Source organism: Bradyrhizobium sp. P5_C11_2, from assembly GCF_054049755.1.
Window position 1 is genome coordinate 1 of record NZ_JBFULT010000123.1, and the last position, 14,689, is coordinate 14,689.

The 14,689-nt window shown below is 65.1% G+C and carries 13 protein-coding genes; 5 read left to right on the forward strand and 8 right to left on the reverse strand.

Features of this window, described 5'->3' with window-relative positions:
* A partial coding sequence (locus tag ACXJL8_RS14540) for an FAD-dependent monooxygenase (protein ID WP_456685147.1) occupies positions 1-827 on the reverse strand: 827 nt, incomplete at its 3' end.
* Positions 828-1,117: 290 nt separating this feature from the next.
* Here ACXJL8_RS14540 and ACXJL8_RS14545 point away from each other — a divergent pair.
* A complete protein-coding gene (locus ACXJL8_RS14545) occupies positions 1,118-1,624 on the forward strand; it encodes a MarR family winged helix-turn-helix transcriptional regulator (RefSeq protein ID WP_456623806.1) in 507 nt (168 codons plus the stop codon).
* A 13-nt stretch (positions 1,625-1,637) separates the two neighbouring features.
* Here ACXJL8_RS14545 and ACXJL8_RS14550 read toward each other — a convergent pair whose 3' ends face one another.
* From ACXJL8_RS14550 to ACXJL8_RS14580, 7 genes are read right to left on the reverse strand one after another with little or no spacing between them, the layout of a single operon-like run.
* Complete coding sequence (locus ACXJL8_RS14550; RefSeq protein WP_456685148.1) at positions 1,638-3,296, reverse strand: ATP-dependent acyl-CoA ligase; 1,659 nt, start codon at positions 3,294-3,296, stop codon at positions 1,638-1,640.
* A gap of 11 nt (positions 3,297-3,307) precedes the next feature.
* Positions 3,308-4,465 carry an ABC transporter substrate-binding protein gene (locus ACXJL8_RS14555; protein WP_456685149.1) on the reverse strand — a complete coding sequence of 386 codons (1,158 nt, stop codon included), beginning with the start codon at positions 4,463-4,465 and terminating at the stop codon, positions 3,308-3,310.
* Positions 4,466-4,521: 56 nt separating this feature from the next.
* Positions 4,522-5,304: a cyclase family protein gene (locus ACXJL8_RS14560; protein WP_456685150.1), complete on the reverse strand. Its 783-nt coding sequence runs from the start codon at positions 5,302-5,304 to the stop codon at positions 4,522-4,524.
* A gap of 34 nt (positions 5,305-5,338) precedes the next feature.
* Entirely contained in the window at positions 5,339-6,580 is a 1,242-nt protein-coding gene (locus ACXJL8_RS14565) for an SDR family NAD(P)-dependent oxidoreductase (RefSeq protein ID WP_456624278.1), read from the reverse strand.
* Complete coding sequence (locus ACXJL8_RS14570) at positions 6,577-7,755, reverse strand: thiolase family protein (RefSeq protein ID WP_456685151.1); 1,179 nt, start codon at positions 7,753-7,755, stop codon at positions 6,577-6,579. Before ACXJL8_RS14570 ends, ACXJL8_RS14565 begins: the two co-directional genes overlap by 4 nt.
* 12 nt (positions 7,756-7,767) lie before the next feature.
* Positions 7,768-8,196, reverse strand: a complete 429-nt coding sequence (locus ACXJL8_RS14575; RefSeq protein WP_456685152.1) for an organic hydroperoxide resistance protein — start codon at positions 8,194-8,196, stop codon at positions 7,768-7,770.
* Positions 8,197-8,229: 33 nt separating this feature from the next.
* Positions 8,230-9,012: an aspartate/glutamate racemase family protein gene (locus ACXJL8_RS14580; RefSeq protein ID WP_456624281.1), complete on the reverse strand. Its 783-nt coding sequence runs from the start codon at positions 9,010-9,012 to the stop codon at positions 8,230-8,232.
* A 616-nt stretch (positions 9,013-9,628) separates the two neighbouring features.
* Here ACXJL8_RS14580 and ACXJL8_RS14585 point away from each other — a divergent pair.
* From ACXJL8_RS14585 to ACXJL8_RS14600, 4 genes are read left to right on the forward strand one after another with little or no spacing between them, the layout of a single operon-like run.
* Positions 9,629-10,777 (forward strand): ABC transporter substrate-binding protein, encoded by a 1,149-nt coding sequence (locus ACXJL8_RS14585; protein ID WP_456624282.1) that lies wholly within the window; start codon positions 9,629-9,631, stop codon positions 10,775-10,777.
* A 46-nt stretch (positions 10,778-10,823) separates the two neighbouring features.
* On the forward strand, positions 10,824-11,867 hold the full coding sequence (locus ACXJL8_RS14590) for a branched-chain amino acid ABC transporter permease (protein WP_456624283.1): 1,044 nt from the start codon (positions 10,824-10,826) through the stop codon (positions 11,865-11,867).
* Entirely contained in the window at positions 11,864-13,633 is a 1,770-nt protein-coding gene (locus ACXJL8_RS14595) for a branched-chain amino acid ABC transporter ATP-binding protein/permease (protein ID WP_456624284.1), read from the forward strand. The genes ACXJL8_RS14590 and ACXJL8_RS14595 overlap by 4 nt, the downstream gene beginning before the upstream one ends.
* Entirely contained in the window at positions 13,630-14,343 is a 714-nt protein-coding gene (locus ACXJL8_RS14600; RefSeq protein ID WP_456624285.1) for an ABC transporter ATP-binding protein, read from the forward strand. The genes ACXJL8_RS14595 and ACXJL8_RS14600 overlap by 4 nt, the downstream gene beginning before the upstream one ends.
* Positions 14,344-14,689: the final 346 nt, after the last annotated feature.

Genomic DNA, 14,689 nt, shown 5'->3' on the forward strand with positions numbered 1-14,689 from the left:
GCATCGCCCATCAGCACGACATGGGAGCGGCCATTGAAAACGCTCCATTTGCCGCAGATCAGACGGCTGAAATTGAGCCAGGCCGAGCCGCGCAGATGGCGGGCGTTGGTCAGGAGTTTTGCTCCATCCAGCGTCTCGGCAAAGATCTTCTCGCAGAACTCGATCGACTCTTGCTGGTCGAGCTCGCCGAGACCATGGGCGTTGTAGGCTTCCTCCGTGGTCTCGACGATGAAGGTCGAGGTCTCGGCGTCGAACTTGTAGATGTGCGCCTGGAACCAGCCGTGCTCGGTCTTCTGGAAGTCGAACGTGAAGGCATCGAACGGCTTCTTGGTGCCGAGCCAGATGTAGCGGTTCGGCCGGATCACCATGTCGGGCTGGAATTGCTCGGCGTAGCGGGCGCGGATCCGGGAATTGACGCCGTCGCAGGCGACGATCAGGTCGGCCTCGGGAAATTCGAGATCGGACTCGACGTCACGTTCGAAGACGAGCTCGACGTCGAGGGCCTCGCAGCGCCGTTGCAGGATGTTGAGCAGATGCTTGCGCCCGATGCCGATGAAGCCATGACCGGTCGTGCGCTGGCGCGTCCCCTTGAAGACGAGCTCGATGTCGTCCCAGTGGTTGAAGGCGTCCTCGATCTCCGCGGCGCTCTCGGGATCTGCAATCCGCATGGCCTGCATCATGGCGTCCGAGAACACCACGCCCCAGCCGAACGTATCGTAGGGCTTGTTGCGCTCGACGACGGAGACGACATGCTCCGGGTGCCGGCGCTTCATCAGGAGCCCCAGATAGAGCCCGGCCGGGCCGCCGCCGATACAGACTATGCGCATGATCCCTCGCTTTCGCGCACCGCGCCATGAGCCGAGCTGGCCATCAAATTATTTTAAGCCTAAAATATTTCGTTCGGGCGCGAATTGTMAAGGCGCTTCTCGCCTGGCCGCGGAGGCGCCGGATCTCGGCGGTCCTCGTCTGATGTTAGACTGCAAATCCGGCGCACCGCACGGCCGATTCGATATGGCTCCGGCCAAGCCTTGAATTTACTTTTGGCACGAACTATCTTGCAGGACATTCACGAAAGCCGTCAGCTTTCAACAGGCCCAGAGGCCCCAGGAGATTTGATTTGGCACTCGCGAAGGAGTCGGCGCCTGTTTCGACCAAGAATGGGGCCGATCAGGAGGCCGAGTACAGGGCTCAGACGCGGCTTTGGCTCCGGCTGCTGGCCTGCACGACGCTGATCGAGGGCGAGTTGCGGCGCCGGTTTCGCGAAGAATTCGATTTCACGATGCCTCGCTTCGACGTTCTGGCCCAGCTCGACCGCGAGCCGAGCGGATTGGTGCTGGGAGAGCTGCCGAAGCGCTTGATGGTCTCCGCCGGGAACCTCACGCCGATCGTGGACCGCCTGGTCGAGGACGGCTACATCACCCGGACCCCTTCGAGCCTCGATCGGCGCGTGCAGATCGTCTGCATGACCGTCGAAGGCCGAAAAGCCTTCAGGCGCATGGCGAAGAGCCATGGCACGTGGCTCGCCGAATTGCTGGCGGATTTCCCGGCCGACAGGCTCGACGGGTTGACCGGCGAGCTCGACGACCTCAAGGGCGCCGTCAGGGACGCGCTGCAAAAGCCGTGAGCCGCCCCGGCGGCTAGCGTCGCACCCGGACGCCGGCCGCTTCGCGGTCCCACGTATCCGTCGTCACGCCGGCGTCACGCAGCACGCCCTTCTTGATCTTGCCATTCTCCGTCAGCGGCATCTGGCTCACGATCCGCACATAGCGGGGAATGGCGAAATAGGCGATCTGCCCTTCGCAATGGCGGATGATGTCGACGGGCTGCAGCGATTGGCCGGGCTCCAGCAGGATTGCGGCCGCGACCTCATCCTCTCCCAATTCCGACGGCAGCGGATAGACCGCGCAGGCGGCGACCGCCGAATGAGACTGGATGGTCTGCTCGACCTCCCATGAGGACACGTTCTCGCCGCGCCTGCGGATCGAATCCTTCATGCGGTCGATGAAGCGATAATGCCCGTCCGCATCCCGGACGACGCGGTCACCCGAGTGGAACCACAGGTTCCGCCACGCCTCGACCGTCTTCTCCGGCATGCCGAAATAACCGGTCGCGAACGCAAAGGGCTCGAGGGCTCGCAGCACCAGCTCACCCGCCTGCCCGTCAGGAAGCGCTGCATCATCCGCATCGACGATCCTCGCCTCGACGCCGTCAGCCAGATATCCCATCGTCCCCGGACGATCCGACGGGATCGGTCCGGCGAACACGAAATTGGTCTCGGTCGACCCGTAGCCATCGACCAGCGGCACGCCAAACCGCTCGAGGAACGGCCGGTGGATCTGCGGCGGCACACCGCCGCCGAGCGCGACGCGAAGCTGATGCGCTGAATCATCCGCGCTCCCCGGCTGCGCCAAAAGCATCGATGCCATGGCGCCAAGCAGATAGCCCACGGTCGCATTGTGTCGACGCGCCGTCGCCCAGAAGCCCGACGCCGAAAATTTCGGCTCCAGCACATAGGTGCAGCCGTTCAGGACGGCCTGATAGAACGCATTCAGCGCGTTGGTGTGGAACAGCGGCAGCGTGGTGAACAGCACGTCGCCATCGCGGATGCCCAGCGCCCGCGCCGAGTAGACGCCCCACCAGAACAATTGCGCCTGCGGACAGCACACGCCCTTGGCCGGTCCGGTGGTGCCGGACGTGTAGAGGATCGCGACGGTGTCGCCGGGGCGCACGGCTCCGGCCGGGGCTTTGGCTGCAAGGTCCGGCAACGGCACCGACGAGACCTTCACCTCACTCGTTTCGGCGACAGGCCCGATGGTCCACGTCCGGGACGGCAGCTCGACGTCCCCGTCGACCGTCCCGATCGCGGCGAGAAGCGCGGCCTCGATGACGAGGAGCGCTGGACGCGAATTGCGGAAGATATGGGACAGCTGGAATCCGCGCAGCGCCGTGTTGATCGGCACCACGATCGCGCCGAGCCAGGCGCAACCGAGATAGACCTGAAGAAACTCCGGTCGGTTGGAGCACATCAGCGCGACCCGGTCGCCGGGCCCGATCCCGGCGTCGGCAAGCGTTTGTGCAGACGCCGCCGCGATCGCCGCGGTCTGCGCGTAGGTCCAGCGCGTCTCGCCCGACGCGAGCAGGACGCGATCACCGTAGCGCATGGCCTGCCGTCTGAGGATGGTCGAGAGAATCCGGTCCGGCGACGGAAACAGCTCGACCGCCCGCGCCCAGGCCGGCGCCACGCCGCCCTCCCCGACTACGACACCGGCCTTTGCCTGCACGTTGCGCTCCGTCACATCCGCCTCGCTCAGGGCAGCAGCTTGTATTTTCCGTCCTCGATCTGGACCATGATGCGCGAACGACCATCGACGCCGTGCCGATCCGCCGATGTGTAGGTATAGACGCCTTGCGTCCCGACGACTTCTTTGGTCGTGAACAGCGCCTCGCGCAGCGCGGTGCGGAATTCCGGCGAACCAGGCTTGGCGCCGGTCGCCATCGCGCGCTTGGCCGCATCGACGAAGACCAGCCAGCCGTCGAAGGAATAGGACGAGAACGAATCCGTCGGCGTCTCGCCGTTCGCCTTCTCGAAGGCTGTCCGAAAATCCAGGGCGACCTTCTGGATCGGATTGCTGGCCGGAAGCTGCTCGGCCGCGGTCACCGGCCCGGTCGGGCAGATGATGCCATTGGCGGCCTTGCCGGCAAGACGGAGGAAATCGGCGCTGATCAGCCCGTGATTGCCGTACAGCGGTCCCTTGTATCCGCGCTCGGACAAGGCGATGACCGGCAGCGCGCCGGGCGTTCCGGTGCCGCCGAGCATGATGGCGTCGGGGCGTGCGGCGAGCGCGCGCAACACCTGGGCCGTCACCGACGAATCGGATCGTGCGTATCGTTCGTTCGCAATGACCTTGATGTCGGCCGTCTTCGCACTTTGCTCGAGCGAGTTGTACATGAGGTCGCCGAACGCGTCGGAGAAGCCGATGAACGCGACAGTCTTCAGGCCCCGYGCCTTCATGTGATCGACGATGCCCTGCACGAGAAGCGGCGTCKGCTGCGGCGTCTGCACCACCCAGGGCCCGCCATCGCCGGCCGGCACCGGCGCGATCGGGGACACCGCGATCATCGGAATCTTCATCTCGATCGCGGCGGTCGCCATCGCCAGCGTCTGTGGCGCACCGGAGGTACCGATGAGAACATCGACCTTCTCCTGCTCGACGAGCTTGCGGGCGTTGCGCGCCGACGCCGTCGGATCGGAGCCGTCGTCAAGCTGGATGACCCGCAGCTTCTCGCCGCCGATCTCTCCGAGATAGGCCTGGCCCGCCGCGATCCCCTTCGCGTTCGGAATTCCGATCGACGACACCGGCCCGCTGAGGCCGGTGACGAATCCGACCAGGATTTCCGCCTGCGCATTGTTCGATACGGCAACGAGCAACGCGGTGGAGGCCAGCAGGCTCTTGATCAAGTTCATGGCACCTGTCTTTCGTGAGGATTTCTTGTTCTGATGGGCAAGCGCCATGCGTTCGTTCAGGTTGACGAGACCAGCGCGATGACACGAAGCGGACTGCCGGAACCGTTCTGGATCTTCAGTGGCGAAGCCACGATGATGGCTCCGGTGGCGGGAAGCTGATCCAGATTGCAAAGACATTGCAGGCCGTAGCGGCCGGCGCCGTGCAGGARGTGATGCGCCGGATAAGGCGGCTCGAAATGCCCGGCCTGCCCCGCATCGGTGCCGATGGTCTCGGTGCCGAAGCCAATGATGCCGCGCTCTTCGACCAGCCATTTCATGACGGCTGGGTTCGGGCCCGGCGTATGCGCGCCGTCGTCCCTGAGATTGGAATAGTCGCGCCAGCCCTTCTTCGACCAGTCGGTCCGCAACAGGACCCAGGTCCGCTCGGGAATCCGGCCGTGCTTCGCTTCCCAGGCTTCGACCAGCGGGACCGTCAGCAGGAAGTCGGGATCCTGCGCCGCCTGCGTCGAACAGTCGATCACGCAGGCCGGCGCGATCATGTCCTTGGCCGGCATGGTGTCGACGGCATTGTTGGGCAGGTTCTTGCCGGTGAACCAGTGAATCGGCGCATCGAAATGCGTGCCGGTGTGTTCCCCGAACGTGACATTGTTCCAGTACCAGGCGGGGCCGCGACTGTCATATCGCGAGATTTCCTGGATGCGGACCGGGGCCGCCTGGCCGAATTCCGGCGGCAGCACGATGACCGGAAAATCCGGACTGAGCGTAAAGGTCAGATCGACGACGCGCACCGCGCCGGAAGAAATCGCACCCGCCAGTTCCAGGAGATTCTTGCTTTGCATCGTCACGTCCTCCGGCTTGGTTGAAATCCACGTTTCACCTGTCGAGCTCACGCTCGAGCGCTTTCGGATTGGCCGCGAGACGCTGCCGGATTTCCTCGGCGACATCTCCGACATACATCTCTTCGAGCCCGCCCCTCAGCCCCGACACGATCGCCTGGGCGATGGCGCGCGGCGCCACTTTCGGCGGCGGCACGGTCTGGAACCACTCGGTGTCAACGGGCCCGGTGAACAGGTTCATCACCTTGACGCCGCCGGGGCGCAGTTCGGCGCGAAGACAGTGCGACAATGACAGGCACGCGGCCTGCGAGGCCGAGTAAGCGCCGAAGGCGGGCCAGTTTGCGAGCGCATAGACCGACAGGACGTTGACCCATGCGACGCTGTTGTTGATGCCGTCGGCGCCGCGCATCCGCATGGCGGGCCCAAAGGCCTGCGCGAGATTGATGAAGCCGAGGTAGGCCTGATCGATCTCGTCCCGCGCGATGCTCGTGCCCCTGCGGTCGAGCAGGCCGCCCGGCCGCACATATTCGCTGCTGTTCACCAGGATATCCACCTTGCCGCCGATGTCGGCGGCGAGATCGGCGGCCGATTTTTCATCGGCGGCGTCGAGAGTCACGACCTCGATGCCCTCCTGCCCGCGCAGCAGCTCTTCGCCGGCAAATGGCCTCCACGGCTCGGATACCCCGACGAAGACGATTTTCGCGCCGGCGGCCTTCAACGCGGCGACGGCTTCCTGGCCGACCACGCTACGGCCGTTGGTGACGAGCGCCCGCCTGAACTTCGGATCGGCCGTCATTTCCCGCCACTGCCTGTCGTCTGCCATATTGGGAGTCTCCTCCTCAGGTCGGGCAAAGGCCACCGCCTGACCGCTCTTGTCGAGTTGAAACGACATGCTGACCGCTCCGCCCTCGACGCAATCGGCGTGCAGATGCGTCACGATCGTCGGGCCGCAATCCATCTTGACGAGACCGATGCGCCACGGTGCGCGTTCGCGAAAATAGACATCGCTCGGCACCCGCGCCGTCGTCTCGGCGAGAAGCGTGCCCCGCCGCGGCGCGTCGACGAATGCGAGCCCCGATGACAGGCAGGACGGACAAGCCTCCCGCGCCGGATAAGCGAAGGTGCCGCAGGCTTCGCAGCGCTGCAGCACGAAGCGGCCCTCGGCGGCCGCCCGTGTAAACCCGTGTGACGTTCGGCTCCGCGGCCTCGGCGGCGACGCGGGAAGCCGCGTCCGCAGCAGCGGGTTCTTGCGCCGGGGCGGCTTGATCGGCTCGATCATCGCGAAGGCCCTGCAAAGATCGCGGCGCCCGAGGCGAGACCGCGGTCATAATTGATCATACCGAAGCCCGAGGCCAAACCGAGGCTCGCGTTCTTCACCTGGGTCGGACCCGCGGTTCCCAGGACCTGCCGCAGCCCCTCGACAAGACCGAGATAGGCACCGGCGGCGCCGGCCTGTCCGACCGAGAGCTGTCCGCCCGACGTGTTGTGCGGAAAGTCGCCGTCAATCGTCAGATCGTGCTGGCGCACGAATTCCGCGCCCTCACCCTTCTTGCAGAAGCCGAGATCCTCGAACTGCATCATCGTGATCACGGGATAGTCGTCATAGGTCTGCACGATGTCGAGATCGTCAGGCTTCACGCCGGCCATCGCATAGAGCTCGCCGATATCCATCGCCCAGCCGCCGCGCACCTGCATGGGGTCGTCGGCAAAGGCATTGTGCCGCTCGATCGTGGACAGCAGCCTCGCCGCCGGCAAGCCGAGCGACGCCGCGGTCTCGTCGCGCATCACCAGGAAAGCTTCCGCGCCGGCACAGGGCATCACGCAGTCGAACAGGTGGATCGGGTCGGAAATCGGCCGGGCCGCGAGATACTGCTCGAGCGTCAACGGCGTCTTCATCAGGGCGTGCGGATTGCGCAGCGCGTTGGTGCGCTGGGCGACCGCGATCCTGCCGACATCCTCGCGCGTGACGCCGAAGGTCCGCATATAGTTGCGGGCAATCAGCGCGAAACTCGAATTGGCTCCGCCCGCACCGTAGGGATAAACGGCGTCCTGGTTGAACCGCGAAAAATTTTCGAGCGTCAGGCGAAAGGAATCGACGTGGTTGGTATCGCCGGCCACGCAGGCGACGATGTCGGCGTCATGGGCCTGAACCGCGCGCGCCGCCTTGCGCAAGGCCGCGACGGCGCTGGCGCCGCCGAGCGGGATCGTGTCGAGCCACCGGACACAGAGCCCGAAATGCTGCGTCAGTCCGATGCCGCTGTCGGTCCCCATGGTGAAGCTGGAGACGCAGAGACCGTCGATGTCGGCGGCCTTGATGCCGGTCTGCGCGACCAGCGCACTGAGTGCGCGGCCAATCCACCACTGCRCACTCTCGACGGAGTAGCGCACATAGGGAATCGTGACGGGAGCTGCCATCACGACGCCGTCGTACGGTGTGCGCTGGGAATTCTTCACTGGTCGGCCACCTCAGATCACCGTCAGCTYGACTTCGATATTGCCACGCGTCGCGTTCGAATAGGGACAACGCTCGTGCGCACCGGCAACCACCTCCTCCGCAACCGACGTCTCGATCCCGGGCAGGCTGACCTTCAGTTCGACAGCGAGCGCATATCCGACGGGAACCGGCCCCATGGCAACCTTCGCGGTCACGGAGGGTTCGGCGGACGGCACGACCTTCCGGGTCCGCGCCACGAGCTTGAGCGCACCAAGGAAGCACGCAGCATAGCCCGCCGCAAAGAGCTGCTCCGGATTGGTCCCCTCGCCGCCGGGGCCGCCCATCGATTTCGGCAAGGACAGCGACACCGACAGCAGGCCGTCGGCGCTTGCCGCCTTGCCGTCCCGGCCTCCCGTCGCGGTCACTTCGGTCTCATAGAGGATCTTCTCGGGCGTCATCATCTCTCGCTCTCCAGACTGGTCACGCGGCCCGCCCTAACGCTTGTTGCGGGCGAGCAGCGCGCGGAAATCGCTGCGCGCCAGTTCGCTGGCGCGCTTGAAGCTCGGCCCACGGCTGGGCTCGGTGCCGTTCAGCCGCCTGAGCTGAACCCACATCTCGGCATTCTTCAGCGCGACGGCCGCGCAATTGATCACGGGCGCATGCCCGACCTTCAGACCGTGCTCCCGCCCAATCAGGAGGCCGGGCAGAACACCGGCAGGGATCACGACATCGGCGCCGTGCTCAACGAGCGGCAGTGCGCAGGCGACAAAATCCTTGATCATACGGGCCTGCGCGGCCTGATCGCCTGCGAATGCACTCGCGAAATCCTCGGGCTTGCAGCCGAGACCCGTCACGTGAACGACGCGATCGCCGAGGCCGTACCGCTCGGCCTGCTCGTAGTGCCAGACCTCGAAAACCGGGTCGAGCGTCACGAGACCGAGGCGCCGGCCAAGCTGCGATGCGGCAAGCAAGGTTGCCTCGCCGGTCCCGATCACGGGAATATCGAGCGTCGAGCGAAGCTCGTAGAGACCAGGATCCTGGAAGTGCCCCATCACGAAGGCGTCGTACCCGCTCTCCTCGGCCGCGATGCCGTTGTCGATGGCCTGCACCGCGCAGCGGAGTTCGGCGAGCCGGCCGAACTCGCGGTCCGGCGGYGAAATGCCCTCGACATGAACCGTCGTGCCAGGCGCCGCGATAGTGTTGAGGTACTCGGACAGGAGCGCCATGTAGGGCGCGTTCACGCTCGCATCGACGAAGCTCTGCCAGAAGATGCGCATCGTCCTGCTCCTCGAACGGGCATGGGAGGATCGGTCGTCGGCGGCCGACCAATATATTTCAACCATAAACTAATTCACCCGTCAAATGGGCGCGGCGGCTGCAGCAAAGAGCGTCACCGGACGATTGCGGGCGCCCCCATTCCTGGGAGCAAATGGGTCCCGGAAATCCGTAAGACTGACGGAATTGTATGCAACGACATTTTTTCTGACAGCCCCATGACACGTGTTGACGGCTCCACCGAAAATACTTTAGGCTTTAAATAATCCTCCACCGGCCCGAGCCGATGGCCAAGACAATGATGTTGCAGGACGCCGATTTTGAGAGACTCGATCGCGTGGACATTCGTCGGGCTTGGACAGCCGGCAGCAGCATCGCCGGTCGCGCATCGCGACCGCGCCAACGACCTTTCATCCCTGCAAGAGACGGCCTCCGGCATCCGCCGAACAGCCCGGCATTCGAGCGGTCAGCGTCGCCATGGCTGCTGACGCCCGGCCCAGCCAATCCGTCGTCATCGCGCCCGGGTCGGGCGCCGCAGCTTCGCTTTCGATCGGTTCGTTCGCAACGGGACGCCCTTGTCCCAGCATCCACGCCCTGCTCCCAAGGAGGAAAACGCACATGCGCAAGACTCTGAGCTTACTCGCCCTTACCGCCAGCATTCTGGCGGCGCCGGCTGCGCGAGCCGACATTACCATCGGCTTCGTGACGTCGCTCAGCGGCAACGGCTCGTCGATCGGCATTCCCTATGGGCGGGGCATCAACGCGGCCTATGAATACAAGAAGACCATCAACGGCGAGACCATCCGCCTGATCCAGCTCGACGACGGCTCCGATCCGTCGGCCGCGACGCGCAACGCGCGCAAGCTGGTGGAAGAGGAGAAGGTCGACCTCCTGATCGGCACCGCGACGGCGCCCTCGACCATTGCCATGGCGGCGGTCGCGAGCGAGCTCAAGGTGCCGATGATCGCGGTCTCGCCGATCGGCAAGCTCCCGGAATCGCCGGAGCAGTGGGCCGTCTCGGTGCCGCAGCCGGCCTCTCTCCTCGTCAAGATCGTCGCCGACCGCATGAAGCGCGACGGTATGAAGAACATCGGCTATATCGGCTTCTCCGATGCCTGGGGCGACCTCGTCTATAACGGCGCCAAGGCTGCCGAGCCCATCGACGACATCAAGGTGCAGACCAACGAGCGCTACGCCCGCACTGACACGTCGGTGACCGCACAGATCCTTAAAGTGATGGCCGCGCGTCCCGACGCGGTGCTGATCGGCGGCTCGGGCACCCAGGGCGCGCTGCCTCTCCTCACCCTCTCCGAGCGCGGGTTCAAGGGAAACACCTACGGCACGGTGGCGCTGGTCAATCCGGACTTCGTCAACGTCGGCGGCAAATCGGCCGATGGAATTCAGGTCTCCGCGGGTCCCGTGATCGTCGCCGAACAGCTTCCCGACGAGCACTTCGCCAAGAAGCTCGCGCTGGATTTTCGCAGCGTCTACCAGAAGACCCACAACATTCCGACCACCGACGGTTTCTCGGCCTATTCCTTCGACGCCTGGCTGATCTTCGCCAACGCCGCCGAGCGCGCCCTGAAGACCGCAAAGCCCGGCACAGCCGAATTCCGCACGGCGCTCAGGGACGCCATCCTCAGCACCAAGGAGCTGCCCGGCGTGCACGCCGTCTACAACTTCAAGCCAGGCGCGGTGACCGGGGTCGACGAGCGCTCGCTCGTCGTCGTGCGCCTGACCGGCGGCGCCTGGAAGTACGCGCCGTAGCCGGGAAGCGACGGGCTGGCAGTCAGAACGGGGGAACGGCGTCTCAATGACGAGCGACATCGCAGCCATCCTTGCGATCGACGGGATCGCCACCGGCGCAGTCTATGCGCTGGTGGCGATCGGGACCGTCCTCATCTTCACGGTGACGCGGGTCATCTTCATTCCATTTGGCGACATCGCCGCGTTCACGGCACTGACGCTCGCAGCCCTCGATGCGAAGCGGTTTCCCGGGACCGGCTCGCTGGTCGTGGTGCTGGCCTGCCTCGCCACCCTGATCGAGATCCTCTCGCTCATCCGCGCCGGCGAACTGCGGCTGCTGCCGCGTGCACTTCTCTTCTATCTCGTGCTTCCACTGGCCGTGGTTGGCGCCGCCTGGCTGACGATGCGCATCGAGCCGCCCCTCGCGGTCAGGCTCGTGCTCGCGCTGATGCTGATCACGCCCATTTCCCCGCTGCTGGATCGGATCGTCTTCCGCCCGATTGCCGACGGATCGGTGCTGCTGCTCCTGACGGTCTCGGTCGCACTGCATTTCGCGCTGGTTGGTCTCGGCCTGCTGTTTTTCGGTCCGGAAGGCGTCCGAACCGAGCCGCTGACATCGTTCTCGACGGAACTCGCCGGCGTCCTGATCTCGGGCCAGACCATGCTGATCGTGATCGCCGCGCTCGTCTTCAGCGGCCTGCTCTATCTCTTCTTCGACTTCACGCTGGTCGGCAAATCGCTGCGCGCCACCGCCGTCAACCGGACCGGATCGCGGCTGATGGGGATCCGGCCGGCGCGCGCCGGCACGATCGCTTATCTCCTCGGGTCGCTGATGGCAGGCGTGTCGGGAATCCTGATCGCGCCGGTCAACACCGTATTCTACGATTCCGGCTTCCTGATCGGCCTCAAGGCCTTCGTCGGCGCCATCGTCGGCGGCATGACCAGCTATCCCGGCGCCGCGATCGGCGCCGTGGGCGTCGGCATCCTCGAAAGCTTCGCATCCTTCGAGAGCAGTGCACTGAAGGACGTCATCGTGTTCTCGCTTCTGATCCCGATCCTGATCTGGCGGTCGCTCGCCTCGCTGCATTCCGAGGAGGAGATCGAGGAATGACGCGCTTCCATGTTCAGCTTGCCGCGATCGCCGCGGTGGTGTGCCTCGCGCTCGCGCCCTTCGTCCTCAGCCCGTTCAGCATCACGCTGATGAACTACATCGGCATCTATTCGCTCGTCGCCATCGGGCTGGCGCTGCTCACCGGCGTCGGCGGCATCGTGTCGTTCGGACAGGCGGCCTTCGTCGGCATCGCCGCCTATGCGACCGCCTGGGTCTCCGCCCTGAACGGGCATTCGCCCTGGCTCGGCCTCGTGCTCGGAGTGGCGCTGACCTGCGCCGTCGCGGCCATCCTCGGCGTCGTCACCTTGCGGCTTCAGGGCCATTTCCTCTCGCTTTCCACCGTCGCCTGGGGCCTCGCGATCGGCTTCCTGTTCGGCAATGTCGAGGGGCTCGGCCGCTTCAACGGCATCTCGTCGATTCCGCCGATCAGCTTCGGCTCGCTCGCGCTGATCTCCAGCTCCCAGATCTATTTCCTGATCTGGGGAATCGTCGCCGCCGTGCTCCTGCTCGGCTACAACCTGCTGGACTCCCGGCTCGGCCGCGCCATGCGCGCGCTGCGCGGCGGCAACACGCTGGTCGAAAGCCTCGGCATCAATGCTTTCCGGATCAAGCTCGTGACCTTCGTGATCGCGGCCTTCCTGGCCTCGCTCTCAGGGTGGCTCTACGCGCATATGAGCCGCTTCATCAGCCCGGGCCCGTTCGATGCCGGCATGGGCATCGAATATCTGATGATGTCGATGGTCGGCGGCGCCGGCAGCCTTCTCGGCGGTGTCGTCGGCGCCGCGGTCGTCACGCTGCTCAAGAACAGTGTGCAGGACTATCTGCCGCTGATCGCCAAGGGCGCCTCCGGGCAGCTCGAGATCGTCGCCTTCTCCGCGCTGTTCATCCTGTTCCTGCAATGGGCGCGGCAGGGCATTGTGCCGTTTGTTGCGCGCTATCTGCCGAAGATACGGCGCGAGCGCCCGCAACCGGCGCCGCCCCTGCCCCGCCGCGCGCAACCGGCGCCGGGCGAGCTGCTTCTGAAGGTCGAAGGCGCCGAGCGCCGGTTCGGCGGCCTGGTCGCCGTCAACAATGTCAGCTTCGAGGTGCGGTCCGGCGAGATCCTTGCCGTGATCGGCCCGAATGGTGCCGGCAAGAGCACGATGTTCAACTGCCTGACCGGCGCGCTCCGGGTCAACAAGGGCGAGATCGTCTTTGCGGGACGCCCCATCACGCGTGACGCGCAGTCCCGCATCGCCAAGGCCGGGATCGCCCGGACCTTCCAGCACGTCAAGCTCAGACCGCGCATGAACCTGCTTGAGAACGTCATGCTCGGCACCTACGCCCGCACCAGCACGGGGCTATTTGCCGGCGCCCTCCGTCTCAACCGGCACGAGGAAGCCAGCACGCGGCACGAGGCGCTGATGCAGCTCGAGCGCGTCGGGCTCGGCGACAAGCCGTTCGAGCTCGCCGGCAATTTGCCGCTCGGCAATCAACGCATCCTGGAGATCGCGCGTGCGCTGGCCGCGGACCCGACCCTGCTCGTGCTCGACGAGCCGGCGGCGGGCCTGCGCCGCCAGGAGAAGCTGCGGCTTGCGGAACTGCTGCGGGCGCTGCGGTCCGACAATTTGACCATCCTGATCGTCGAGCACGACATGGAGTTCGTGATGTCGCTGGTCAACCGTATCGTGGTGCTCGATTTCGGATCCAAGCTCTGCGAGGGCGCGCCAGCTGCGATCCGCAGCGACGAGCGGGTTCAAGAGGCTTATCTGGGAGGCGTCGCATGACCTCGATGTTCTCCATGACCGACGTGACCGTCTGCTACGACAATGTCGAGGCGGTCCGCAACGTGTCGCTGTCGGTCGAGGAAGGCCAGATCGTGACCGTGATCGGCCCGAACGGCGCCGGCAAGACCACGCTGCTGATGGCCGCCATCGGGCTGCTCGCGTCGCGCGGCCGCATGGTGTTTCAGGGCAACGACATCGGGAAGATTTCCGTCGAGGACCGCGTCGAGCGCAGGCTGTGCCTGGTCCCGGAAAAGCGCGAGCTGTTCTCCGACATGTCGGTGGCCGACAACCTGCTGCTCGGCTCCTACAGCCTGCGCGACCGCTCCGGCGTGCAGAAGACGCTCGACGAGGTCTATGATCGCTTTCCCCGCCTGAAGGAGCGGCAGCGCCAGGCCGCAGGCACCCTCTCCGGCGGCGAGCGCCAGATGCTCGCGCTTGGACGCGCGCTGATGGCCAAGCCGAAGCTGCTCATGCTGGACGAACCCAGCCTCGGCCTCGCGCCGCTGATCGTGCGCGAGATCTTTCGCACCATCGCGTCGCTGCGCGATCTCGGCGTCTCGATCCTGCTGGTCGAGCAGAACGCCCGCGCCGCGCTGGAGACGGCCGATTACGGCTATGTGCTCGAGACCGGCGAGGTGGTGCAGTCAGGCCCCGCCAAGGATCTCATCCACGACCCCAGGCTGATCACGGCCTATCTTGGCGGCCACTAAGACCGGCTTGGATCAGGCGCGGCGAGCCTCACAACAAAAAAATCGACAAACAACCCCATGCACAGTAGCCGGTGAACAGCGATATCAATGGCTTAGCACCCGGCAATTGCGGATTTTACGAAATAAACTTGATCCGTCGGGCAAAACAGTGGCACAATGCCATCATCGCCGCTTTGAATTCGGATCGCCTGACCGCTCGCAACTCTTCCGTCAGACGGAGGTGACGCCGCACTTCATCTCAAGTACATGAAGGCAGTTGCGCGCATTACCAGCTGCAGTTAGAGCGCGTTCGCGAGCGATCGAACGCGCTTGATCTATATCAAGCAGCTTGTGGCCATCTCGCAGC